The organism is Aminipila terrae (assembly GCF_010120715.1).
In the GTDB taxonomy this organism is placed as follows: domain Bacteria; phylum Bacillota; class Clostridia; order Peptostreptococcales; family Anaerovoracaceae; genus Aminipila; species Aminipila terrae.
Genome location: NZ_CP047591.1, coordinates 755,630 through 780,416, shown reverse-complemented (window position 1 = coordinate 780,416; position 24,787 = coordinate 755,630). Strand labels below are relative to the sequence as shown.

29 protein-coding genes, 1 tRNA gene and 1 riboswitch are annotated in these 24,787 nt (G+C 37.8%); of the genes, 26 read left to right on the top strand and 4 right to left on the bottom strand.

Annotated elements, in window-relative coordinates; genetic code table 11:
- Window positions 1-32 precede the first annotated feature (32 nt).
- The 15 genes from Ami3637_RS03650 to Ami3637_RS03590 all read left to right on the top strand — a co-directional run bounded on the left by Ami3637_RS03650 (window position 33) and on the right by Ami3637_RS03590 (window position 10,610).
- Entirely contained in the window at window positions 33-1,220 is a 1,188-nt protein-coding gene (locus tag Ami3637_RS03650; RefSeq protein ID WP_162361366.1) for a CaiB/BaiF CoA transferase family protein, read from the top strand.
- 54 nt (window positions 1,221-1,274) lie between these two features.
- Window positions 1,275-1,383, top strand: a riboswitch (TPP riboswitch).
- A 77-nt stretch (window positions 1,384-1,460) separates the two neighbouring features.
- Window positions 1,461-2,219, top strand: coding sequence for an ABC transporter permease (locus Ami3637_RS03645; RefSeq protein ID WP_162361365.1), 759 nt, complete (start codon window positions 1,461-1,463; stop codon window positions 2,217-2,219).
- An 11-nt stretch (window positions 2,220-2,230) separates the two neighbouring features.
- Window positions 2,231-2,431 carry a hypothetical protein gene (locus Ami3637_RS18240; protein ID WP_330586807.1) on the top strand — a complete coding sequence of 67 codons (201 nt, stop codon included), beginning with the start codon at window positions 2,231-2,233 and terminating at the stop codon, window positions 2,429-2,431.
- Window positions 2,428-3,231 (top strand): ABC transporter substrate-binding protein, encoded by an 804-nt coding sequence (locus tag Ami3637_RS03640; RefSeq protein WP_330586806.1) that lies wholly within the window; start codon window positions 2,428-2,430, stop codon window positions 3,229-3,231. The genes Ami3637_RS18240 and Ami3637_RS03640 overlap by 4 nt, the downstream gene beginning before the upstream one ends.
- Before the next feature lie 41 nt (window positions 3,232-3,272).
- On the top strand, window positions 3,273-4,010 hold the full coding sequence (locus Ami3637_RS03635) for an ABC transporter ATP-binding protein (RefSeq protein ID WP_162361364.1): 738 nt from the start codon (window positions 3,273-3,275) through the stop codon (window positions 4,008-4,010).
- On the top strand, window positions 4,007-4,822 hold the full coding sequence (locus Ami3637_RS03630; protein WP_162361363.1) for a TatD family hydrolase: 816 nt from the start codon (window positions 4,007-4,009) through the stop codon (window positions 4,820-4,822). The genes Ami3637_RS03635 and Ami3637_RS03630 overlap by 4 nt, the downstream gene beginning before the upstream one ends.
- A 120-nt stretch (window positions 4,823-4,942) precedes the next feature.
- Window positions 4,943-5,028, top strand: a tRNA-Leu gene (locus Ami3637_RS03625).
- Between the two features lie 177 nt (window positions 5,029-5,205).
- The gene (locus tag Ami3637_RS03620) at window positions 5,206-5,787 is read left to right on the top strand and encodes a YdcF family protein (RefSeq protein WP_243158153.1); all 582 of its coding nucleotides are present in this window, start codon (window positions 5,206-5,208) and stop codon (window positions 5,785-5,787) included.
- A gap of 11 nt (window positions 5,788-5,798) precedes the next feature.
- Complete coding sequence (locus tag Ami3637_RS03615; RefSeq protein WP_162361361.1) at window positions 5,799-5,936, top strand: hypothetical protein; 138 nt, start codon at window positions 5,799-5,801, stop codon at window positions 5,934-5,936.
- Between the two features lie 578 nt (window positions 5,937-6,514).
- On the top strand, window positions 6,515-6,919 hold the full coding sequence (locus tag Ami3637_RS03610) for a hypothetical protein (RefSeq protein ID WP_162361360.1): 405 nt from the start codon (window positions 6,515-6,517) through the stop codon (window positions 6,917-6,919).
- A gap of 73 nt (window positions 6,920-6,992) precedes the next feature.
- Window positions 6,993-7,790 carry an alpha/beta fold hydrolase gene (locus Ami3637_RS03605; protein WP_330586805.1) on the top strand — a complete coding sequence of 266 codons (798 nt, stop codon included), beginning with the start codon at window positions 6,993-6,995 and terminating at the stop codon, window positions 7,788-7,790.
- Window positions 7,791-7,914: 124 nt separating this feature from the next.
- Window positions 7,915-8,256 (top strand): PadR family transcriptional regulator, encoded by a 342-nt coding sequence (locus Ami3637_RS17265; protein ID WP_243158096.1) that lies wholly within the window; start codon window positions 7,915-7,917, stop codon window positions 8,254-8,256.
- Window positions 8,257-8,276: 20 nt separating this feature from the next.
- Window positions 8,277-8,441: a hypothetical protein gene (locus Ami3637_RS17260; protein WP_243158095.1), complete on the top strand. Its 165-nt coding sequence runs from the start codon at window positions 8,277-8,279 to the stop codon at window positions 8,439-8,441.
- A gap of 84 nt (window positions 8,442-8,525) precedes the next feature.
- Window positions 8,526-8,987 (top strand): DUF2889 domain-containing protein, encoded by a 462-nt coding sequence (locus Ami3637_RS03595; RefSeq protein WP_162361359.1) that lies wholly within the window; start codon window positions 8,526-8,528, stop codon window positions 8,985-8,987.
- 126 nt (window positions 8,988-9,113) lie between these two features.
- Window positions 9,114-10,610: a glycosyl hydrolase family 18 protein gene (locus Ami3637_RS03590; protein ID WP_162361358.1), complete on the top strand. Its 1,497-nt coding sequence runs from the start codon at window positions 9,114-9,116 to the stop codon at window positions 10,608-10,610.
- A gap of 111 nt (window positions 10,611-10,721) precedes the next feature.
- On the opposite strand, the gene Ami3637_RS03585 is transcribed toward Ami3637_RS03590, so the two are convergent.
- Window positions 10,722-11,396, bottom strand: a complete 675-nt coding sequence (locus Ami3637_RS03585; protein WP_162361357.1) for a B3/B4 domain-containing protein — start codon at window positions 11,394-11,396, stop codon at window positions 10,722-10,724.
- Between the two features lie 228 nt (window positions 11,397-11,624).
- On the opposite strand from Ami3637_RS03585, the gene Ami3637_RS03580 reads away from it, so the two are divergent.
- From Ami3637_RS03580 to Ami3637_RS03570, 4 genes are all read left to right on the top strand, one after another.
- Complete coding sequence (locus Ami3637_RS03580) at window positions 11,625-12,749, top strand: aminotransferase class I/II-fold pyridoxal phosphate-dependent enzyme (RefSeq protein WP_162361356.1); 1,125 nt, start codon at window positions 11,625-11,627, stop codon at window positions 12,747-12,749.
- Between the two features lie 63 nt (window positions 12,750-12,812).
- Window positions 12,813-13,268, top strand: a complete 456-nt coding sequence (locus tag Ami3637_RS17825; protein ID WP_279286691.1) for an ornithine cyclodeaminase family protein — start codon at window positions 12,813-12,815, stop codon at window positions 13,266-13,268.
- An 88-nt stretch (window positions 13,269-13,356) separates the two neighbouring features.
- Window positions 13,357-13,797 (top strand): ornithine cyclodeaminase family protein, encoded by a 441-nt coding sequence (locus tag Ami3637_RS17820; RefSeq protein ID WP_279286690.1) that lies wholly within the window; start codon window positions 13,357-13,359, stop codon window positions 13,795-13,797.
- A gap of 18 nt (window positions 13,798-13,815) precedes the next feature.
- Entirely contained in the window at window positions 13,816-14,709 is an 894-nt protein-coding gene (locus tag Ami3637_RS03570; protein ID WP_162361355.1) for a PhzF family phenazine biosynthesis protein, read from the top strand.
- 410 nt (window positions 14,710-15,119) lie between these two features.
- Here Ami3637_RS03570 and Ami3637_RS03565 read toward each other — a convergent pair whose 3' ends face one another.
- Window positions 15,120-16,886, bottom strand: coding sequence for an ABC transporter ATP-binding protein (locus tag Ami3637_RS03565; protein ID WP_162361354.1), 1,767 nt, complete (start codon window positions 16,884-16,886; stop codon window positions 15,120-15,122).
- 6 nt (window positions 16,887-16,892) lie between these two features.
- Window positions 16,893-18,611 carry an ABC transporter ATP-binding protein gene (locus Ami3637_RS03560; RefSeq protein WP_162361353.1) on the bottom strand — a complete coding sequence of 573 codons (1,719 nt, stop codon included), beginning with the start codon at window positions 18,609-18,611 and terminating at the stop codon, window positions 16,893-16,895.
- Window positions 18,612-18,741: 130 nt separating this feature from the next.
- Between Ami3637_RS03560 and Ami3637_RS03555 the strand changes: the two genes are divergently transcribed.
- The 7 genes from Ami3637_RS03555 to Ami3637_RS03525 all read left to right on the top strand — a co-directional run bounded on the left by Ami3637_RS03555 (window position 18,742) and on the right by Ami3637_RS03525 (window position 23,428).
- Window positions 18,742-19,632 (top strand): LysR family transcriptional regulator, encoded by an 891-nt coding sequence (locus tag Ami3637_RS03555; protein WP_162361352.1) that lies wholly within the window; start codon window positions 18,742-18,744, stop codon window positions 19,630-19,632.
- A 154-nt stretch (window positions 19,633-19,786) separates the two neighbouring features.
- The gene (locus Ami3637_RS03550; RefSeq protein ID WP_162361351.1) at window positions 19,787-20,125 is read left to right on the top strand and encodes a flavodoxin family protein; all 339 of its coding nucleotides are present in this window, start codon (window positions 19,787-19,789) and stop codon (window positions 20,123-20,125) included.
- Between the two features lie 32 nt (window positions 20,126-20,157).
- A complete protein-coding gene (locus Ami3637_RS03545; RefSeq protein ID WP_162361350.1) occupies window positions 20,158-20,664 on the top strand; it encodes a 4Fe-4S dicluster domain-containing protein in 507 nt (168 codons plus the stop codon).
- Window positions 20,665-20,736: 72 nt separating this feature from the next.
- Window positions 20,737-21,102, top strand: coding sequence for a VOC family protein (locus tag Ami3637_RS03540; protein WP_162361349.1), 366 nt, complete (start codon window positions 20,737-20,739; stop codon window positions 21,100-21,102).
- A 102-nt stretch (window positions 21,103-21,204) separates the two neighbouring features.
- Window positions 21,205-21,630: a hypothetical protein gene (locus tag Ami3637_RS03535; protein ID WP_162361348.1), complete on the top strand. Its 426-nt coding sequence runs from the start codon at window positions 21,205-21,207 to the stop codon at window positions 21,628-21,630.
- A 263-nt stretch (window positions 21,631-21,893) separates the two neighbouring features.
- Entirely contained in the window at window positions 21,894-22,331 is a 438-nt protein-coding gene (locus Ami3637_RS03530) for a MarR family winged helix-turn-helix transcriptional regulator (protein WP_162361347.1), read from the top strand.
- 68 nt (window positions 22,332-22,399) lie between these two features.
- The gene (locus tag Ami3637_RS03525; RefSeq protein ID WP_162361346.1) at window positions 22,400-23,428 is read left to right on the top strand and encodes an epoxyqueuosine reductase; all 1,029 of its coding nucleotides are present in this window, start codon (window positions 22,400-22,402) and stop codon (window positions 23,426-23,428) included.
- Between the two features lie 90 nt (window positions 23,429-23,518).
- Here the strand turns inward: Ami3637_RS03525 and fabF are convergent, their stop codons facing one another.
- Window positions 23,519-24,754 carry a beta-ketoacyl-ACP synthase II gene (gene fabF / locus Ami3637_RS03520; RefSeq protein ID WP_162361345.1) on the bottom strand — a complete coding sequence of 412 codons (1,236 nt, stop codon included), beginning with the start codon at window positions 24,752-24,754 and terminating at the stop codon, window positions 23,519-23,521.
- Window positions 24,755-24,787 lie beyond the last annotated feature (33 nt).

Below are 24,787 nucleotides of genomic sequence, written 5' to 3'. Positions count from 1 at the left end.
TTTGTGCGAATATAAAAATTTAGGAGAATAGTATGGGCGCATTAGATGGTTTGAAAATATTAGATTTTTCTACATTGCTGCCAGGGCCATTTGCCACACTCATGTTGGCGGATATGGGTGCAGAGGTTTTAAAAGTAAGCTCAAAGAGTAAGGCGGATATCGTTACAGATTATCCGCCTTTTATAGAAGATACTCAGGTATCCGTAAATCAGGCCTGGCTTGGCAGAAATAAAAAGACCATATCGCTGAATCTTAAGGAACCTCAGTCCTTAGAAGTCGTAAAAAAATTAATTATGGAATATGATATCATAATGGAGCAGTTCAGACCCGGCGTAATGGAAAAACTGGGGCTTGGTTATGAAGCATTAAAAGCAGTAAATCCAAAAATCATTTACTGTTCGCTTACAGGATATGGACAGACGGGTCCCTTAAAAATGAGAGCCGGACATGATATAAACTATCTTGCCAGGAGCGGAAACATGGCACTGGCCGGAAGAAAAAACACGGGGCCTGTTCTCACCAATATGCAGATAGCAGATGTGGCAGTAGGGTCCATGAATTCTGTTATTGGGATTCTGGCAGCTGTTCATTACAGAAGCAATACTGGAAAAGGGCAGTACATAGATGTATCCATGTATGATGGATTAATTCCGTTCAATTCCATGGACGGAGCTGGTTTTCTTGCCACTGGTAAGGAACCTGAGCGGGAGGAAGGAAGGCTCAATGGCGGATGTATGTATGATTTCTATGAAACAAAGGATGGAAGACATCTGAGTGTGGGCTGTCTGGAACCACAATTCTGGAAGAACTTCTGTATCTGCATAGAAAAGCCGGAGTATGCAGAGGGGAGCATCTGGCCTGAGAACATTGAGGACGTAAAAGCTGATATTAAAAATATAATAAAGGAAAAGACCCTGAAGGAGTGGGAAGAAGTTTTTAAGGACAAAGATGTATGCGTAGAGCCCGTTCTTAATCTGGATGAAGCCTTGATAAAAGATGAACAGCTCAAAGCAAGAAATATGGTTGTTGAAGTTGAGGTTCCTCTTTCAGGAGGGAAAAAGGTAAAACAGCTGGGTACTGCTGTGAAACTTTCCCAGTGCCCTGTAGAGTATTTACATGGAGGCTATCCTATAGGACATCATACCCACGAAGTAATGAAAAAACTTGGTTTTACACAGGAGCAGATAACGGATATGGAGAAAAAAGGTGTATTTAACTAATTAAATCCCTTTACAACCAAAGCCGTTTGGTGTAGACTCTTAATGAAAATAAAATAAGAATGCTGGGGGTGCAAGGTTTTTACCGAGCTGAGATTGCATTATGCTGAACCCTTTGAACCTGATGTGGTTAGTACCGCCGATAGGAAAGCTTTTATAATAAAATGTCTATTCATATATGAGATTTTTGAGAGTGTTTCCGTGAGAAACACTCTTTTTAGTTAATTAGTTAGGAAAATCAATATGAGAAAAGTTGATAATAGAAAAATATACGTCCCCACTGTAGTATTTATAATAATCCTGGGTATTTGGGAAATGGCAGTGCGCATATCCGGGATTCCTTTATACATTTTACCGGCACCATCCAAGATATTTTATGCCTTAATTGCAGAGAGAAACATGCTTTTTATGCATGGAATGATAACCTTGAAAGAAACGGCTATAGGGCTTGTGATAGCAGTAATAGCCGGCATAATTCTGGCTATTGTAATGGATAAATTTGAACTGTTCCGCACAGCTACTTATCCTATTATGGTGGTAAGCCAGACTGTTCCGGTTATTGTACTGGCTCCCATTTTTATCATTTATCTGGGCTTTGGTATGGCTCCTAAAATTCTGATTGTTGTGCTAATGTGCTTTTTTCCCATTGTCATAAACTTTGCTGATGGAATGAAGCAGGTAGATATCAATCAGATAAATCTGGCCAGGCTCTTTGGAGCAGGAAGCTTAAGGACATACAGCATGGTTAAGATCCCTGCAGCTGCGCCGTCCCTGTTTTCTGGTCTTAAAGTTGCAGCAACCTATAGCATTACTGGAGCTGTGGTTGGGGAATGGCTTTCTTCAGACAGTGGCCTTGGATATTACATGCTGAGATTAAAAAACGGATATATGTTAGATAAAGTGTTCGCCTGTGTTGTTGTTATTGTTTTGCTCAGCTTATTTATGAATGGCTGTGTTAAATTATTACAGTATATATTGATGCCGAATTTACGGAAGAATTAAGGAGAAGGAAAATGAAAAAAAGATTATTGGCTTTGGGATTGATTCTGACTTTGATTATGTCACTGGCTGCCTGCAATGGAAATAAGCAGGAGACTGCTGGCAAAGAGAAGAAACTCCGGGATGTTACAGTGATTTTGGATTATGTTCCAAATACAAACCATACTGGACTGTATGCAGCAAAAGAACTGGGTTTTTATAAAAAGCAGGATTGAACGTTAAAATAATTGAGCCTACGGATGGTGTGACACCGACTTTAATTGCAGCAGGAAAAGGAGATTTCGGTGTCAGCTATCAGGAGGATGTTACGTATGCCCTGGCATCCGAAGATCCACTTCCTATTAAGGCTATTGCTACGGTTATCCAGCACAACACTTCCGGTTTTGCGTCCTATGTGGGCAAAAATATTACATCTCCAAAAGACTTTGAGGGCAAGACTTATTCCGGATGGGGTTCTCCTGGTGAAGAAGCGGTTATTCATGCAGTAATGGAAAAGTACGGTGCAGATTTCAGCAAATTAAAAATGGTTACATCCGATAACGTAAATTATGATGCATTAAAGAAAAATATTGATGTTATATGGATGTTCTGGGCATGGGACGGAATTGGTGCCAAGAGACAGGGGATTGATGTAAATTATATGGAATTGAGGAAACTGGATCCCAGACTGGATTACTATACACCGGTAATCATAGCTAATAACAGCACACTTAAAAAAGATCCGGAGATGGTAAAAGCTTTTCTGGCAGCAACAACAAAAGGGTATGAATATGCTATGAAAAATCCAGATGCAGCAGCAGAAATTCTGCATAAGTATGCTGATTCCTATGATTTGGGGATGCTGAAAGAATCTCAGGAGTATCTGGCTGGAAAATATAGTGAGGACAGCAATACCTGGGGAACAATGAAGGATTCTGTCTGGGATAATTATACTGATTTTATGCTGGAAAATGGACTGATAAAGAAGAGAATTCCGGCGGCAGAATGTTATACCAATGAATATCTGCCAAAGTAATTCATTGAAACAAGGGATTTAGTTAAAAGAAGGTCGGATTTATGAAGTTAAAGGTTACAGATGTAAGCTGCTCTTTCAAGGGCGAAACAATTTTGGAAAAAATGAATATGGAGGCAGCAGAAGGTGAATTTGTAAGTATATTAGGACCTTCAGGCTGTGGAAAATCAACCTTGCTCAATATTATGGCCGGGCTCATAAAGGCTGATACAGGTTGTGTTCTTATCGATGGGGTCTTGAATGATAGGATTTCAGGACATTTTGCCTATATGCCCCAGCAGGATTTATTATTCCCATGGAAGAACATTATGGACAATGTATGTCTATACGGCAGAATCCACGGAGATTTAAGGAATGCAAGGGAGCAGGCTCTGAAAAACTTTGATAAATTCGGTCTTGCTGGTTATGAAAATAAATATCCGGATGAACTTTCCGGTGGTATGAGACAAAGGGCGGCCTTTTTAAGGACTGCTCTTTGTAAGGCAGATATATTACTCTTAGACGAACCTTTTGGTGCTCTTGATGTGATCACCAGAGGAGATATGCAGGACTGGCTTCTGGATATCAGAAAAGAGCTGGGTAGAACCATAGTTCTGGTGACACATGATATAGATGAAGCCATTTATTTATCTGACCGTGTAATTGTTTTGTCAGGAAAACCCGCTTCTGTGAAAAAGGAAATTGTTATAAAAACCAATGAGCGTAATAAAGAATGGCTTTTTGAACAGCATGAAGTCCGTAAAGAAATTTATCGGATATTGAAAGGAATTGAACCAAAGTGATTATCGACAGCCATACACATATAGATAACAGAAGCAGTCTGGGAATCGGCATTGAGGAGCGGAATCCCGCTGAATTTGATGATTTCAAACAGTGTATAGAAGAAAAGAAGTTAGTAGTCTTGGCTAATGCAGCCTGTCCCGCTGAATTTGATGAACTATCTAAGATAGGCGGAATTTTTACCTCTTTTGGTATACATCCCTGGAGTACCCATGAGTTCTGCCATTATTCCGATGAATCCAACAGCGCTGATTATAAGCAGATACAAGGCCATATTCAGAGGGAAGTAAATGCAATGGAAGCGTATTATAAAAAAGCTCACGCTGTTGGTGAGATTGGCATGGACAGTGTTTGGTGCACCTGTGATTTAACATTACAAAGGGAACTTTTTATGCAGCAGCTTAATCTGGCAGAAAAGCTGGGGAAACCTGTTATCCTGCATACCAAGGGACAAGAAAGGGAAATAGGGGAAATCCTTAGGCACTATTCAGTTAAAAAATTAGTTCACTGGTATTCCTGTGAACAATATCTGGAGAACTTTATAGTGCAGGACTGCTATTTTACGGTGGGACCAAACTATACAATCAATAATGCTGTAAAAAACATTATTAGTTCAGTACCTTTAGGCAGAATCCTTGTAGAGACAGATGGAATAAGCGCTGTAGAATGGGCAGTGGGTAGAAAGACGAAGGCAGCAGACATACCCGCCATGTTGAGAGGGGCTATAGAGGCAATCGCAGGGTCAAAAAATATATCAGCAGATTTTGCAGAAAAAAGTATAGAAGAGAATTTTTATCGTTTTTTAGAAATATAATATATAATTTGCAAATTTGTAAGTTTAAATAACAAATTTTAATTGACATCAGAGGAAAAGGAGAATAAAATATAAATGTTGGTTTGCTCTTTTATTTGAGTAAATCTTCTAAAAGAATATGCGGATATGGCGGAATTGGCAGACGCGCACGGTTCAGGTCCGTGTGTTGAACAGACATGCAGGTTCGAATCCTGTTATCCGCACCAAATTTTAAAGATAGTAAAAGGATTTGAGCCATCACGGTTCTAATCCTTTTATTATTTTGCTTCTAATAGTATGCTAAGTTGGGATTTTTGTATTATTATTGATATAACGCAGAGCCAAATAAAAGATTAGGCCTTTTGCATATATGTCCAATAAAAAGGAGGATGTAAGTGTTTATAATGTATATTTTGTTTTTTGTATTTCTGTGCTTTGTTGTTATAAATGTGATAGTCTGTACTCATTTTAAGAAGGCATTGAATAACGATGGGCAAAAAAGAGATGTTATAATTGTACTCGGTTATCCTGCTAAAAACGACGGAACGGTGTCACCGATTTTGCGTGAACGAATAAGAAAAGCTGCTGAATTATACCATAAAGGTGTTTCGGACAACATTATTTGTAATGGTGCCGCAGTAGCTAACAGCTACTGTGAAGCAGAGGTTATGGCACATGCTTTGCTTTCATTAGGAGTACCTGAATACAATATAACACTTGAGAAACTGGCAAAAGGTACATATGAGAACTTGGTAAACTCAGAGAAAATTATGAAAGATAAAAAATTGAAAACAGCTGTAATAGTATCTTCTCCTTGGCACTTGCGTAAAGCCAGCTCCTATGCACTTCGTCTTAGAATTGATCATACAGTAGAGAAATCAAAATTTCCTTGTGAATACCTAATTATAGGAGTCGGCTTAATTTATCTCTATATATACACCCAGATGTTTTTTAACTACATACGGTTTCAGATAAGAAAAAAATGAGCAGTTATATAATGAAAAATCGTACACAGAATGAGAATAATAATGCCCTGCATCTAAATTGCACAAATGACATAAAACAAAAGAAGTCGATTGTTATCGGCTTCTTTTGTTTTGGTGAAGGAGTAAATGAAACTCCGAATATATTATAAATAATATGCCGCAATGATAGGAAATATTTAACAGTAAAATATTGTATATATTGAATCTTTAAGATATAATTTATTCAGGATTACCGTTTGGCGGTTTAGTCACTTCCTATTTTTAAGGGGGTCGATACTATATGATTACATATGAAGCCATTGGAGCTTTTAGCTCTTTAGGGTTATTTGTAGTTGGAGCTATAACACTTTGTTTGTTAATATATTCTCGTAAATAGTAAAAACCGCCTATTCCTTTTCGGTCCAGACGGCTCTTTACTAATCATTTACGGTTAGGACAGACCGCCATACGAAAAGCGGTAATCCTTTTATTTTTATATATTATCATTATATGATTTTTAAAGCAACCAATGTATTGCTTTTTCTCACAATAAGTTTATTTACTTTCATAATAAATTTTTAAAAGGTTTAAAGCTTGAATAAAATTGTTTAGGGAGAATTTACTAATTATTCCCAGATATCTGCCGATAATAAAAGAGAAAGCTACTATTGAATTTATATTGCGGGAAGGATTGGAATTAAGTAATCATCTGTTAACGCTGGCTTAATAATGTAAGGAGAATATTATTATGGAAATAACAACACTAAATAAAAACTACAATATTGATTTATCATCAAAAAAAACAGGTATAAAATATAACAGCAATGAACAGACAACTGCATTTGATAAAGAAGTATTAAACTGGAAAGCAAAAATGAAGGAAAAGATTAAAAAAGAACAAGAAAATGATAATGAAAAGAATATGATGATGTCTGAAAAACAATGGCAGGCTCTGATTAAAAAGGTAGATAGTGCAATTAATACTCACAATGGATATGAAAAAGAAAATGACAGGGTTGATCGGTTAAAATCACTGAATGAGGACAATAGACTTGAAAGCAAGATTGAAATAAAAAGTTTAAAGGGTGAGGATGTAAAAAAATCTGGAGAGGAAAGTATCAATAAAAATATTAAAGAAATAGCAATGATCTAAATTGAATAAATGGCACAATTAGCTCCCCCTTGAGTATTCTATATAAATAATACAATTTAGGAGGGAATTTAAAGTGGAATACTATGTAAATGTGGAACCGAATGTGTACATTTATGTGGAAGATATCAATCCCACAGGAAAAGAGGCTATTTTATTCATACATGGATGGCCTGGGAATCACAATCTTTTTGAATATCAGTACAATCAACTTCCAAAGATGGGATATCGGTGCGTAGGTATGGATATTCGAGGATTTGGACTTTCGTCCAGGCCATGGAGCGGGTATGATTATAACCAGTTATCAGACGATGTGCGGGCAGTGGTAAATGCATTGAAGCTGGAGAATTTTACATTGGCAGGCCATTCTACAGGTGGGGCCATTGCAATACGCTATATGGCCAGGCACCAGGGGTACGGTGTGTCAAAGCTGGCTCTTTTTGCTGCAGCAGCTCCAAGCTTGATTCAGCGGCCTTATTTTCCATATGGTTTACCAAAACAGGCAGTTCTGGATATAATACAGGGCACGTATCATAATCGTCCTGATATGCTTCGAAACTTTGGAAATATGATATTTCACAATTATGTTACCCCTTCACTTTCTGACTGGATATTTGATTTAGGTCTCCAGGCAGCAAGCTGGGCTACGGCAGCCATTGCCAATACGTGGCTGGATGAAGAAGGTCTGTTTCAGGACCTGACCACAATTAAAGTACCTACGTTGATTCTTCATGGTGTCAATGATGAGGTGTGTCTCTTTCCATTGGCAGAAACTCAAAAAGAAAGTATTCCAGATGCAACTCTTATACCCTTGAGTCATGTGGTCATTTCCTGTTTTACGATCAGCTTGAGAAATTTAATGAATATTTGGTAAGGTTTATTGAAGAAGATCAAGGGAGGGTACTTATTTGATAATTACTCCAATTATATTGACAAATAGATTATATGCTTTATAATGTTACTATAATAGTCAGTACTGAGTAAAAGGGGTGTTATAGTTGAAAATCCAGTTTTATATTTTAGGGCTTTTACTTCGATATGGGCCACAGCATGGGTATATGTTAATGCAAAAGGTGGAGGAGCAGATTTCTGATTTCGCTCACATTAAACTGCCTGCCATCTATTATCATCTGGATAAACTCAACCAAAATGGATACATATCAGCCGCCTGCCAGAAAGATGGAAACCGGCCTGAAAAAACTGTATATAGTATCACTGCAGAGGGAGAAAAGTATTTTGATGGACTCTTGAAAAAGATGCAGGCAGAAGAACTAAAATTAGAACTTCCTTTTGATGGTATCATTTTTTTCAGGATAAAATCAATGAAAACGAGTTTCTAGATTCAATTCATAACGCAATTTTGAAACTGGAAAAGAAACTGGATGGTGTGATGAATCATCGGGATGAAGCACTTAAAATAATACCTGACAATGGCAAGGCAGGAACTATAGCAATTTTTAATCATCATATTTATCATTTACAGGCAGAATTAAAATGGTTAAAAGAAATGGAAAGGGGATTATAACCCTTTTTATTTTATGCATATAGTCAGTACTGAGTATATGCATAAATATAATATAATTAAACTAAGTTAGAAGGAGAAAGGTTTATGAAATTAGCTGCTGAACGAAATTTTAAGGTAAATTACTATGAAAAGGAAGAAGGAAAGAATTTATGGATTGCAGAATCACATTTAATAGATGAACCCCATGATATTTCTGTCATATTAGAAATAGATATGGATCAAATGCTGATTGTTGATGCAAACATAAAATTTTACAGAAATCCAGCTAAAGAATGTATATTAATTGAAGAAATAGCTGACAGACTTGTAGGCTTAAAAGTGGACCATAGTTTTTCCCAAAATGCCATGAAGATAACCATGGGCCCTTCAGGATGTCCTAACATAATGACATTACTTAATATATCCGTTCCTGGCATTCTATATTATTATTATCCTTATAAAATAAAATGTGGTGAAATGACCCAGGAGCAGTTTTTTGAAATACTCAGAGAAAGAGAAAAAAATGCCTGTCTGGCACATACTATTATTTTTTCAGAAGAAAACTAATAATTGGGATAATTTTTCAGATTTGTTTGCACTTTCCGCTGCTTTAATTTAGTATATTAAGTAGTATGTGGAGCCTTTGGATCAAAAGTATTTGAAAGGTAATAAAGCTTAATAGGGGAAAGTATTATGAAGAAGAGAAACGTATACCAGAAAATAGGAGTAAAGAAATTGCAGCAGATAAAAAACGCGTTTATCTGTACAGTGCTTGTGGTTATCATGGTGGTAGTCATGCCCATACCTGTTGTCAGTTATGGGGGTGAAAATAATAAGGAGAATACTGCAGTTACAGTATCAGACAGGAAATCAGAGGATTTTAAAGTTATCGGCTATTACTGCGGTGAATGGTTTGATGTACCAGTTGAGAAGTTACAATCCGATAAACTCACTCATATCATGTATGGCTTTTTAATACCTAAAGAGGATGGTACATGTAAACCATTTGAAGAACCGGAAGAAATAAAGCTGCTGATTGAAAAATGCCATAGTACAGGGACTAAAGTATTTGTTTCTGTAGGTGGTTATAGAGAAAAAGATGGAACACCTTTGTTCCCCGTGTTTGAGAAAATAGGGGCAGATGACAACTTAAGAAAGACTTTTGTAGATAGCATAATGGCTGTGGTACAGCAGTATGGGTTTGATGGGGTTGAACTGGACTGGGAGTATCCAAGATACAGTAGTAGTGCAGATTATGAAAAGACCGTTGTGCAGTTGTCTGAAAAGCTTAAACCAATGGGTAAGGGATTATCTACGGCATTACCAGGTACAGGGAGTACGGATGGTAAAAACGTGTGGGAAGCTTTAGCCGGAGTGACAGATAAAACTCTGAGCTGCTTTGATTTTATCAGCCTGATGTGTTACGATTTGAGCACTGATCCAAATCATAGTCCTATATGGTATGCAAATACAACGATTAACTATTGGAAAACCTATAGAAATATACCTGCAGAAAAACTGGTACTGGGCATGCCTCTTTACGCAAGGCCCAGCTGGCAGCAGTATAGATTTCTGGTGGAAATGAACAGACAATATGCATATACAGACTTTGTAGATACAGAGCCCCTGAAATCAACCTATAATGGCCTTAATACCCTTCGCGAAAAAACAATGATTGCTATGAGGAAAGCTGGAGGGGTCATGTTGTTCGATGTAAATGAAGATACCTATGATGATACCAGCGTTGTTTCCATGATAGATGACACTCTTCATGCCATGGGCCAGCTGGATCAGGAGCAGATAAACAATTATATCTGGGTTGTAATGGACAACAAGCCCTTAGTATTCAATCCAAAAGACGGAATGGGCATGCCCTTTATAGATGAAAACAACAGAACCCTTGTGCCTGTACGCAAATTATTGGAATCCATTGGTGCCAATGTGAGCTACAGTAATGATGCAAAAGGTAAAACAGAGTCGGTGGATGCCGATCTTAAGGGCACACACATTAAAATAAATATAGGCAGTGAAAAGTATTCTGTGAATGATAAGAACTTAACCATGGACACTGTGGCAGTGATAAAAGATGGAAGGACGTATATCCCTGCCCGCGCGGTGCTTGAAGCCTTTGGATATGATATGACCTACAGCCCTGCAGGTAGGTGTGTATATGCAACGTCAAATCATTAAAATTTAGATAGATTATTTAAAAGAATATCTTATAAACGGCTGTGCTGAAAGTCCCGGAGCAAAGGCTTCCTGCACAGCCGTTTACTTAATAGTAAAAACACAGAGGTAAACTTATATGGATATTACCTGTATGCTATATTCCAACATAGGCATTATTTCTTTGAGACTCTTGCAGATACGTTCTAAAGCCTCCTGGCGGTAGAGTGCAGAAGTATTTTCATTACCCTGTATGACAAATAGCACGTTCTTTGTTTCCTCGCCGATTTTATAAAGTTCAGAATCCCGACAGTCCAAATACGCCAGGATACCCTGCTGGTCACGATATAGATAATCATAATCTGCAACCTTTTTTTCAGGGGCCATAATGGGATAGAAGATATCTTCTCTTTTGGAAATAGTAAATTCAATTGGAAATTTAATCTTCTCTAAGTCATGAGCGCCAATTGAAAGATAGGAATTTAGTGTTTCTGTATTATAAATATCAACAATACTATTAATTCTAGGCATTGATCCTCTTCTCTGAATGTTTTTTATTAAAGCTTCTGCAGTTGGAGGATTTTTCTTTTGGCTTCTGCCCACCTTTTGCACTAAATCTTTATAACCAGAAATGACCGGATCCTGATCCAGTTCATCTGGTGTAAGAGCCAGTGCTTTTTTTTCTCTGCATTCTAAGGTTTCTAGAAATTCATCTGTTAACACAGCAGCTGGGTCCACCCCATGGACAATGGCGATTACAATGTCATGAATACCCAGATTCGCTAAACTATCATCTAAAATAAAATTCATTTTATCCTCCTGTTCAAAGAAGTAACCTGTTATAGCCCGATTATAACAGGTTCATGTTTTTTATTCAACTAAACGGATGAAGTGAAATAAAGTTGGTTGGTTTTATTTTTTTAATTGGTTGTGTTTTATATGAAAAAAGCGTGTTATTATCTAGTCAAATACCAAAGAAGGGCCCTGAAAAATAATAATTTGCGCATATTAAAAAATCTAAAAAACGGAGGATGAAAAATGAAAATTAATGATTTTAAACTTGAATGTTACTTTGGAATTTATGAATTTACCGCACCTTATTTACTAACGCAATCAGACTGCGAATCCATGTCCACCAGGGAATTACTGGACATGGAGAAGGGCGCCGAAGAGGCCTATTTAAATCAGTGGCTGGGCTATACTGAAACCTGGGGAGACCCTGAGCTGAGGGAGTTAATTGCTGGACTATATAAAGATATGACTACAGAGGATGTACTGGTTTTTCATGGGGCCCAGGAAGCTATCTTCGGTTATATGAATGTAATGCTTAATGAAGGGGATCACATGATTGCCATGTATCCAAACTACCAGTCAGCGTATGAAGTAGCCAATTCCGTTCCAAATTGTGAATTTTCAAAATGGTATATAAAGGATGATGGGGAAAAATGGGTGGTAGATTTTGATGCCCTTGAAGCACTAATAAAACCCAATACGAAAGTAATTGCTGTTAATTCTCCTAACAATCCTACAGGATATACCTTTACAAATGAGGAGATAAAGCAGTTATGTGATATTTGTAAGAAACATGATATTTATCTGTTCTCTGACGAAGTATATAAAGGATTAGAGCTGGATGGTGAAAAGAGAGAATGGATGGCTGACTATTACCATAAATGTGTGTCTTTGGGTGTAATGTCCAAAGCCTATGGCCTTGCAGGACTCAGAGTAGGCTGGTTGGTAACAAAGGATCATGAAACGTTAGAAAAGGTAGTTAAATTCAAACACTATATGAGCATCTGTGATTCGGCTCCATCCGAATTTCTATCTAAAGTAGCATTAAGACATAGTGACCAGCTATTAGAGAGAAGCAAAAATATAATTAAAGATAATTTAAAATTAGTTGATAAATTTTTTGATAAGTATCCAAATTTGTTTGAGAAAAAAGCAATAACCTGTGGACCAGTTGCCTTTCATAAACTGCTGATTGATATGCCAGTTAAAGAATTTTGTCAGCTTGCAGTTGACAAAAAAGGTGTATTGTTGTTACCTTCTGATATTTATGACATGGAAGGTGAATATTTCAGAATGGGTTATGGACGTAAAGGAGTACCAGAAAGCCTGGCTAAATTTGAGGAGTTTCTAATTGAAGAAAAATTTGTCTAGTGATTTGTTAAAGTTCAGGTAAGCTTGCCCAGGCAGGCTTACCTGGACAATAAGGAGGTAGGTATGAAAACTTTATTACTCAGTTTAAAAGATGTAGAACAGGCGTTATCTATGGAAGAGGTTATCCATGCTGTTGAAGAAGGTTACATTTCATATAATGCAGGAAAAGTACAACAGCCAGATATCGTATCTATGGAAATGCCCGAAAACAACGGGGAAACGGATATTAAATCCTGCTATAACAAGTTAAATGAAAGGATTTCCGTGAAGATTGCTTCGGGCTTTTATGACAATGGAAAAAACAATGACCTTCCTACTATGATAGGCACAATACTGTTATTTGATGGAAAAAATGGAGCTCCTCTTTGTGTGATGGATGGCAGTCTGATTACGGGAATCAGAACTGGCGCAGCTGGGGCCATTTCGTCCAAACTACTGGCTCGGAAAGACTCAAAGACCGTGGCAGTTTTCGGAGCAGGGGACAGGCAAGAATGCAGGTATATGCTTTGTGCCAGGTGATGGATATTCAGGAGATACGGGTTTTTAGTGAATATAAAGAAGAACTGCCTCAGTATAAAGAAGATGTAGAAAAAATACCAACGCAGCAGTGATCATTTGCGGTACTCCGGAAGAAGCTATGAAAAATGTGGATATTGCTATCTCCACAACCCCATCAAAGAAGTATCTGGTAGACAAATCTTTAGTGAAGCCAGGCATGCACATTGTAGCAGTAGGCGCAGATATGGCGGGAAAAAATGAGTGGGACCCTGAAATATTCAAAGGGGCAAAAGTCGTAAACGACAGTGTTGCACAATGCATTAGCAGAGGTGAAACCAGAAACGCCATTATCTCCGGAATTATAAAAGAGAACGATATTTATGGGGAAATTGGTCAGCTTTTAGCAGGGGAAAAAACCGGAAGAGAAAGTGATGAAGAAATAACTATATTTGACACTACAGGAATGGGAATACAGGATAATGTCACCGCAGTGAAGGTATATGATACTGCCAGAAAGAGTGGATTAGGAACGTATTTTGAATTTATTTAATTGGAAAGGGTGAGTACAGTGAAATTTAGTATTGTGGATGCTTTTACGGATCAGATATTTGGAGGGAATCCTGCTGGGGTGGTTATTCTTCCCAGTGGAAGGGATTTTCCTTCAGATGACGTGATGGTTAAAACCGCAGCGGAACTTAGATATTCTGAAACTGCATTTATAAAGATATTAGGTAGTGAACGGTTTAATGTCAGATATTTTACCCCTGCAGCAGAAGTTGACCTGTGCGGACATGCAACAATCGGTTCCTTTTATACATTACTCAGGGAAGGAATGATTAAACCGGGTAAAACCTACATAAATGAGACCTTAGCAGGTGAACTGAATATTGTTGTAAATGACAGTTCAATTCTGATGGATATGGGAGATCCTGAAATCTTTGAAACGATTCCAGCAGGAGAGGCAACAAAAGCATTATATGCTATTATGGGTCTGGATTCAGAAAACCAGGGCAGGAGTGATGAATATCCAGACATAGAACTGCTTCCCAAAAAGGTGTCAACGGGATTAATCGATATTATGATGCCTGTTCGGAATGAAGATGAACTGGAAAAGATTAATCCTGACTTTAAAGCTCTTACTGAATTATCAAAGCAGTATGGAGTGGTGGGGGTTCATGCCTTTACATTAAAGGCCAGGGACGGAAATATTCATGCGAGAAACTTTGCCCCTTTATATGATATTGACGAGGAAGCCGCTACAGGAACATCAAATGGGGCTTTAGCTTACTATCTCTATGATTTGGGGATTGTTAAAAAAGATCATATTAACACGGTCATACAGGGAGAAAAAATGGGGAGGCCCTCACGGATAGCAACACAGATTGTGTTGGAGGATGGCAGAGAAAAAGTAAAAGTCGGAGGATTTGCAGTTACTCTTGCTACTGGTGAAATAAGTATTTAAATATAAGGGCTGTTGCAAAGTGATAAGCTCTCTTCCAGGTAGAAAAGTGAAATAAAATTCCATTTTTATTGTCTATCTGTTGGTGCTGCCATGATTATCATTTTTACTTAAATCTCGGTAGCTTTTTGCATCTTTACCTATTAGTTTTGACACATTCCAAGCCTTTTTTTGAAATGGCTACCAATAAAGTTTCAACTTTCATAAAATACGGTAGCATTTGCCCAAAATGCTACCGTGGGTTTTGTTTTTTATAATTATAAGAGCAAAATACTTATTCTCTTATAATTTCATTGTGGCACTTCGTAATTAAAATCTTTAGTCATAAAATCCCAGCCAAATTTGGTTTTTGTTAAAAACCATAGAACATATTTTGCAATTGCTTCGATTTATGAATCTGATCATGGTGGATGCTATACCTCAAACTGGCTGTTGTAGAGTGATGTATAGAACCCATTCTTTTTTAAAAGTTCTTCATGATTACCCTGTTCAATAACACGACCATTTTTCATAACAAGGATAATATCTGCGTCCCTGATAGTTGACAGTCGATGTGCCACAATAAAGCTGGTTCTTCCCTGCATAAGGAGGGCAAAGGCTTCTTGTATTTTTAACTCTGTACGGGTATCGATGGATGAAGTTGCTTCGTCCAGGATTAGTATAGGAGGGAGACACAGCATCACACGGGTAATGCATAAAAGCTGTTTTTGCCCTTGGGAAAGGCTTCCTCCATCCTCATTGATTATAGTATCGTAACCGTGAGGCAGGTTCATAATGAAATTGTGCGCATGAGAGGCTTTAGCTGCTGCAATGACTTCTTCATCTGTAGCCTCAGGGCTGCCCATGATGATATTTTCCCGGATACTTCCGGCCTTTAGCCAGGTTTCCTGAAGGACCATGCCATAGCTGCTCCGGAGACTTTTGCGGGTTACCTCCCGAATATCATTTTCCTCCACTTGAATGCTGCCACTGTCCACATCATAAAAACGCATGAGCAGATTGATGATTGTGGTTTTGCCGCATCCAGTCGGTCCTACTATGGCAATACGCTGTCCAGAGGTTACGGTAAGGTTCAGGTTTTCAATGAGTTTTTTATCAGGGGCATAGGAAAAGTCTGCATTTTTTATGGACACATTTCCTTCAATATTTTTAAGGACTGTGGCGTCAATCTTTTCCCCAACCTGGGATTCTTCTTCCATGAGCTCAAATACCCTGGCTGCACATGCCAGTGCATTTTGAAGTTCTGTTATCACTCCGGAAATTTCATTGAAAGGTTTGGTATACTGGCTGGCATAGCTTAAAAAGCATGAGAGCTGGCCCACTGTAAATGTCCCCCCAGAGGTAATACAACTTAAGGCTCCTACAAGTCCCACTCCAGCATAGACTATACTGTTGATGAAACGGGTAGCAGGGTTTGTAATGGAAGAAAAAAATGTTGCACGAAAGGAATAGTCAGCAAGACGGTTATTAATTTCATCAAACTGTTCTATTACTTCCGGTTCGTGTGAAAAGGCCTGCACAACTTTCTGATTATTAATCATCTCATCAATCAAAGCAGTCTGTTCACCTCTGGCTTCTGACTGAAGCCAGAACATGCGGTAGGTCTTTCTTGCTATAAACCTGGCTACCAACAAGGAAAGCGGCGTAAGAACCACTACTAAAAGAGCAATTTTCCAATTTAAGGAGAACATGAAAAACAGCGTACCCAATATGGTAATAATACCTGTAAACAGCTGTGTGAATCCAAGCAATAAGCCATCAGTAAACTGGTCAACATCGGAAATAATTCTGCTGACAATTTCACCATAAGCATGAGAATCAATATATTTTAGAGGCAAAGTTTCAATTTTTTCAAATGCTTCCTTGCGAATATCACGTATGACATGGAAGGCTATTTTGTTGTTGATGATGTTCATAAGCCATTGCAAAAGTGAAGTAGAGCATACAACAATGGTAATTTTTGTAAGCAAATGAAAGATACCCGAGAAATTAACCTGTCCTTTTCCCAAAATCAGGTCAATAGTGTTGCCAATGAGTATAGGCACATAGAGGGTCAGTGCTACGGTTATTGCTGCTAAAAGGATGGATGAAATTAAAAACATCCAGTAATGCCTGATGTGATGCAGGACTTTTATTAAAGTATTCTTCCTGAATTTATCTGTTTTTCTTAAATCTTTCATGAAATTCTAATTCTCCCTTGTGAATTGTGACTCATAAATTTCCCGATATACCTGGCATGAGTGCAGCAGGTCTTCACTAGTTCCAATGCCTGCAATGCAACCATCCTCCATTACAATAATTCTGTCACAATGCTGGATAGAGGATGTACGCTGTGAAACGATGAACATGGTTGGACGGATTTCCATTTCAGCAAGAGCCTTCCGAAGGGCAGCATCTGTGGAAAAATCCAGTGCAGAGGCACTGTCATCCAGGATAAGTAAGTCAGGATTTTTCACCAGCGCTCTGGCAATGGTGAAGCGTTGTTTCTGACCACCGGACAGATTCTTCCCATTCTGTTCAATCATATAATCCAAACCGCCTTTACTATCCACTACTTCTTTGGCTTGTGCCAGGGACAGGGCTTGGAATATTTCTTCATCTGTGGCATTTTGTCTTCCCCACTTTATATTATCCCGAATGGTACCTTTAAAAAGCACTGCCTGCTGAGGGACGACTCCTATTTTGTCTCTCAGGACTTTCAGAGGATAATCCTTTATATTGACCCCATCTAAGAGGATTTTTCCTTCTGTGGCATCGTAAAATCGTGGAATCATATTCACCAGAGAGGTTTTTCCGGAGCCTGTCCCCCCAATGATACCGATAATCTCCCCCGGTCTGACTTTAAAATCAATATCAGCCAATGCATTGCCTCCTGCATTGCTATAACAAAGATTTACATGGCAGAACTCAATAATATAATCACTTGGGTTTATTGCCGGCATATAATCTTTCAGAGTAAGGCTGGATGAAACCTCAAAAACATCCTGAATCCGGTTTCCGCACGCCACGGATTTATTGATTGTGATAATGAGGTTTGCAAGCTTAATAAGTTCTACAAGAATCTGTGACATGTAGTTATACAGAGCAACAACTGCCCCCTGGGTGATAATGCCTGTATCTACGCGTATTGCACTGGCCCAGATGAGAAAAACAATGAATATATTGATGATTATGTACGTTAACGGATTCATCAGGGATGAGATACGACCCACGTATTTCTGAGCTTTGGCCAGTTCCTCATTTCTGCACTGAAATTTTCGTGTTTCCTCCTCTTCCAGGCAAAAAGCTCGGATAACCCGTACCCCGGTAAGATTTTCCCGTACCATACGGAGAACCAGGTCCAGTTTTGCCTGTGTCTTTTTGTATAAGGGAATACACCAGAGCATGATGCCCAGAACTACAACAGACAGTATAAAAATGGCTGCAGCAAATAGGAGTCCGGATCGAAAGTCAATGGTAAAGGCCATAATCATGGCACCAAATACGATAAAAGGTGAACGAAGCAACAAACGCAAGGTCATATTAACGCCAGACTGTACCTGATTCATATCGCTTGTCATTCTGGTAATCATGGTTGAGGTGCCAAGGGCATCCATTTCGGAATAGGACAATCCCTGAATATGAAAAAACAGTGCATGCCGAAGTTCCTTTCCAAACCCGGTGGATGCTTTAGCCGCATAATATTGAGCGGTAATGGAACTTAAAACCCCCAGAATTCCAAGTCCTATCAAAATTAGAAACATATAAGTGATATAATTTATATCTCCCCGCATAATCCCGTGGTCAATAACTGCAGCCACCACTAGGGGGACAAACAATTCAAAGGTTGCTTCCAACAATTTAAAAAGCGGACCCAGAATGCTTTCTTTTTTATAATTTTTTAAATAAATCAATAGTTTTTTCAAAATTAAGCCCCCTGTAATTGATTTTTTTTTCTTTTTATTATATCATAATCAAGTATATGAAAAACATATAGTTTGCAGAAAAGTATACTTATATAATATAACTGTTATATATTTATTGTATGGAGGACCTATGAATTTAAAGCAATTACACTATTTTGTCACAATTGTAGAAGAAGGGACTATCAATGGTGCAGCCAAAAAACTGTTTGTTTCCCAGCCACCCCTAAGTGCCCAGATAAAATTACTGGAGGATGAATTCGGATGTATTCTGTTTAGAAGGGGACAACGACAAATACAGTTAACCGATGCAGGGAAGAAGCTCTACGATAAAGCCACTGTCCTGCTGGAGATCAGCAGGATTACACAGGAGGAAATGCGTGAGTGTGCAGCTGAAGAGGCTGGGACAATTCGAATCGGCATTGTATCTTCAGTGGTTTGTTCAATGGGTACAGCGTGGATTGCAGACTTTATGAAACAGCATCCGGGAGTCAGATTTGAGGTGTACGAAGCAAACACATACGAGCTGATTGATAAGATCCGCTCTGACATTCTGCATATAGCTGTGATCCGAACACCGTATACCGCGATGGATATGGAGATAAAACCACTAAAGTCTGAAGCACTTGTGTCCATAGGACTGCCATCCCTGTTTCCGGACAGCAGAGCAACTGTAAGCCTGAAAGATCTTTCGGCTCTTCCAATTATTTTATACAGACGCTGGGAAAAAGTGATAAAGAGTCAGTTTGAAAACGCCAGGATACCTGTTTATTTTAAGTGCGTGTGTGATGATGCCAGGACTCTGACTGCTCTGGCTGGTCAAGGGGCAGGTATCGGATTGGTACCAGCTTCTGTCACAGATATGCTTACTGATTCTGAGATTATCTGCAAGCCCATTGAGGATTGCTTCATCGAATCCAGAATAGATCTGATTTATAAAGAAAATACCTATTTGCCAGATTGTGTAACGGAATTCACAGAATATCTGAATCAAAAGTTTTTAACTTACCCAGGGAAAAAGTAATTAATTACTTTATACTGAAGTAATTAATTACTATACAAAAAGATAAAAATCTAGTATTCTGAATTTATAAGCATACCTTAAGGATCTATTTTGTAAAAAGGAAGTGAGAGCCATAATGGACTTTTTTAGCCAGCAGGAGGAATGTGAAAATAATATGGAAAACGCAAATACACAATATAGAACCATAACAATTGCATTTTTTTCAGGAACGGGCTGTACAGAAACCGTTGCGGACTGCTTACATGAACAACTTGCCGAAACTGGCATGGACATTAAGAAAATTAAAATTTCATGTGATTCCCCCGGTATAGGTCAGACGGATTTACTGATGATTCTTTCCCCTGTATATGCATTTAGTCTGGCTGATATTGTTGAAAAGTGGATAAAAAAATTACCTGGTACGAATAAGACATCTGTTGCTATTATCCCGGTTTCAGGGGAGGGGATGTATCTCCCAATACTGCCTGTACGGTTAGAAGTAGAAAGCTTTTAAAAAGAAAAGGCTATGATGTAATTTATGAAAAGATGATTGTTATGCCTTCCAATTTCGGGGCCCCAACTCCTGACCAACTAGCAGTAAGGCTGATTAATATACTGCCATCAAAGATAAATACAATCATTTCTGATATTTTATCCCAGCGTAGTAATTTTGCTCAACCTAAAATTCAGGACAGATTTTTTGCGGCAGCAGGAAAGATGGAACATTTCGGTGCAAAAATCTTTGGTTCATCTATAAAGGCATCTGATAGCTGTAACAAATGTGGCTTATGTATAAAAAATTGTCCTGAAAAAAATATAAGTATACAAAATGATAAAATAAAATTTGGATTTAAGTGTATATGGTGTCTTAAATGTATTTATGGGTGCCCTTGCGGAGCTCTGAACCCAGGTATGATGAAATCTGCCGTTATTAAAGATGGGTTTAGTATTAATAGAGCAAAACAAATGGCAGAGGTCCATAAAGATGATAAAACTGAGGGCTTACCTAAAAATGGTCTATGGGGTGGTATCATAAAATATTTAGAAGAATAACCATTCCTTAAAAAAATAGTTCATACAAATAAGTTAAAAGATTTTATTAATAGGTTAAACAGGAGGATATTTATGAAATTTTGCTGGAGTACTTTACAGGTTAAAAACATGGAAAAATCAATTGCATTTTACACAGAAATAATCGGTCTGGAAGTTGTAAGGAAATTTAGTGCAGGACCGGATACAGAGATTGCATTTTTAGGCAATAGTGATACAAAAATTGAACTTATATGTGATGGAACCATGGGTAAAACAAATGTGGGAGATGATATCTCCTGGGGATTTGAGGTTGACTCCCTTGATGAGGCACTGGACATGGTGAAAGAGAAGGAAATAACTATAGTAAACGGCCCTGTCCAGCCCAATCCACATGTGAAATATTTCTTTATCAAAGATCCCGATGGTATGAACATACAGATAGTAGAGAATATTCACTAAACATTGCCTTGGAACACTATATTTTAATTTACTTTTTGGAGACTTAATGCAATAATGTGATTAGGTGTGTAACTAATAAAATATTGTTGGAGGGGATGTCTTATGTATGAAGCGAGCTGTATAATTGGAGCTGCCTGTATGATTGGAATTTTATTAGTATTTATATTATTAATAAAATTAACGGGGTTGGAAAACTGGAGAATAATACTTAATCAGACCTTGTCCACATACGTGGAGATAAAACAAGTACATCCCGACCTGTCAGACAAAGAAGTCTTTATGAATGTGTTAGATGACAGATATAAAATGAAAAAGTATTATGCCAAAAAAGAGAAATTAAAAGATATGATAGAGCAGGAAATAGAAGAAGGTCGCTCTATTCTGAATACATATAATCTACCAATATTGATTTACATAAGCTTAATAATAGAAAAAAATAAAATACTAAAAACATACTCACCTGCACATAACATGTTAGCTGTGATAAAGGTGGAACTACGAAGACAGGGTTTCTTAAAATATGTGTAAAACACCCAGGTAAATAAGAGGAATCTCATTATCAAATAAATATTCAACTTACATAAATGTAGATAAGATTAGGTGAATTCCTAATCTTTTTTACTATCCCTATAAAAAGTGGGTATGGTACCTATGAAATTTAAGTACACGAAGTGCACGAGTCATAAGTGGATATTCTAAAGAGTTTATAGAGAAAAAGAAATAATATATTGACAAAGAAAGAAAAAGAGATATTATTAATAGTGTAGATACACTAAAAGAAAGGCGTTATTATGGATAAAAAAACTTATGAAAAAAAGCCATCCCCTTGTAACTGTCTTAATATGAGAAGAGCCTCTCACGCGATTACAGAAGTTTATGACGATTTCCTTAAACCAAGTAATTTAAGTGTAAGTCAATTTTCAATTATTAAACATTTAAATTACTTTGGGCCAATAAATGTAAGTGACTTATCTTTAATCATGAGATTAGATAGAACTACGCTTGTGAGAAATCTTAAACCTTTAGAGAAAATCGGACTTGTGGAAGATATCTCGGCGGAGGGTACTCGAAACAGGCAACTTAAGTTAACTAGTAAAGGAATTGAAACCTATAAGGATGCGGAAGAGCTTTGGCAAAAAGCGCAGCGTTTTTTAGAGGAATATCTAGGCAAAGAAAATATCCTTACTTTTACAACTTTGCTTTCTAAAATTGAGGCCTTGGTGCCTTAATTTTTTAAACTTTAATAGTGTATATACACGTAAACTATAATAGTTGTGGAAAAGAGGTTGAGGAGATTATGAAAGAGCAGATTCAAAGAAAAGCCTATTCCTTGGGTTATGAAAAATGCGGAATTATTCCCATTCGAATGATGGACGGGTACCATGAAAAATTCCAAGAGCGTATGGATAAAGTTCCGGCATCTAAGCCATTTTATCAGAACCAAGAACGACTGCTTCATGTTCAGAAAGAATATCCATGGGCAAAATCCATCATTATATTGGCTGTAAAATACAGCCAATATAAAGTTCCGGATGAAGTTCAACAGCGTATTGCAAAAGCTTATTTATTTGATAACCGAATGAATTTTAAATCGGTGGAATATCAGCAAAGTATTGCTATGGAACAGTATCTGCAATCGTTAGGATTGCAGGTGGCTACAAACCGACGTTTTGGAATTGTTGGATTGCGATGGGCGGCCATGCAAGCCGGTATTGGTGTGGTACGTAAAAATAACTTTTTTTATACTGAGTCTGGTTCATGGGTACATCTTGAGGGATTTTTGGTAGACCGTGAAATGGAACAAATTGAAAATACAGAGATACCATCATGTCCAAATGGATGTATGCAGTGCATCTCAGCTTGCCCCACAAGAGCATTGGCTGCCCCCTATGCTTTGCAGCCTATGGACTGCATTTCGTTTTTAACTACTTTTGGAGGAAGAAATTTACCTAAGGAGCCTTTGAGTGAAAAATTCGGATTATGTATTTATGGTTGCGATATTTGCCAAGATGTATGTCCTATGAATAAAGGGAAATGGAAGGGAAAAGAGGATTTTCCCGGGCTTTCAGAACTGGCCCCATTAATGCGTCCAGAGAATATTTTGAATATGTCAGAAGAACTATATAGAGAAAAGGTTCAACCAAAATTCTTTTACCTATCCCCTGAAGAACTTTGGAAATGGAAAGTGGATGTATTGTGTTTCATGGGAAATAATGATCCCCAATTATATAAACATTACATTCTGAATGCCCTTAATGATGAACACCAAAGAGTACGCCAGATGGCAGAATCAATTTGTGACAAATTATTTAAGAGCAATCTATAATCTCGAATTATAGTTTTGTTCAATAATAATTAGTAAAGGGAGAAACATTATAGATTAATGTTCTCCCTTTTAGCTAAGAATCAAGATATGCTATTTTATAGACTTTAATATCAGAGTTGCATTATGTCCACCGAATCCAAAGGAGTTACTCATAGCATAAGTTATATCAGCAGATATTCCTTGGTTTGGAATATAGTAAAGGTCACATTCCGGGTCAGGTTTAGAATAGTTTATGGTAGGAGGTAGGAACTTTTCTTTGAGTGCACATGCCATTATAATTGATTCAATGGAACCTGATGCGCCAAGCAGATGTCCTGTCATAGATTTTGTTGAGCTTATCGGTAATTGATAAGCATATTCACCGAATACGGACTTCATTGCGGATGTTTCATTTTTGTCGTTTACAACTGTTGATGTACCATGAGCGTTAATATACCCGATTTCTTCAGCTTTGATACTGGCATCTTCAAGTGCAAGTTTCATACATCGGGCGGCTCCTTCTCCACCTTCTGCAACACCGGTAATGTGGTAAGCATCATTGGTACAGCCGTAACCCACTACTTCTGCAATAATGCTAGCACCTCGGCTAATGGCATGCTCCATTTCTTCAAGTACCAGTATTCCTGAGCCTTCACCCATGACAAATCCACTCCTTTCCAAATCAAAAGGTTTACTAGCAGTATCAGGATCATCATTTTTACTCAATGTTTTATTCGCACAGAAGCCTGCTAATGATAATTTAGTAATGGGAGCTTCTGAACCTCCTGCTATCATAATGTCAGCCTTATTTTGTTGAATTATTTTATATGCATCACCGATGGCATTTGTAGAGGAAGCACAAGCAGTTACAACACACTCTGTAAACCCCTTTATGCCATATTTGATAGCGATTAAGCTAGAGGCAATATTGGATATCATCATAGGAACAAAGAAAGGGCTGATTCTTCCGGCTCCTCTTTCTGATAACACTTGATACTGGTTTTCAATAGTTTCTATACCACCGACCCCAGAACCAACAATGATACCGACTTTTTCCCTATTTATTTTTTTAAAATCTAAATGGGCATGTTCAATAGCTAACTGTGCTGCAGCTAGTGCATATTGTGAGAATTTGTCCATTCTTTTTGCATCTTTTTTATCAATGAATTCGTTAGGATCAAAATTTTTTATCTCACCGGCAACTTTAACAGGAAGATTGGATACATCAACCCTTTCTATCAAGCTTATACCGGACTTACCTTCTCTAACTGCTTGCCATAATTTTAATGCGCCATTACCGAAGGGCGTTATTGCTCCTATGCCGGTTATAACTACTCGTCTATTCATATTGGAGACCTCCTTGTTATCTAATAATCATGT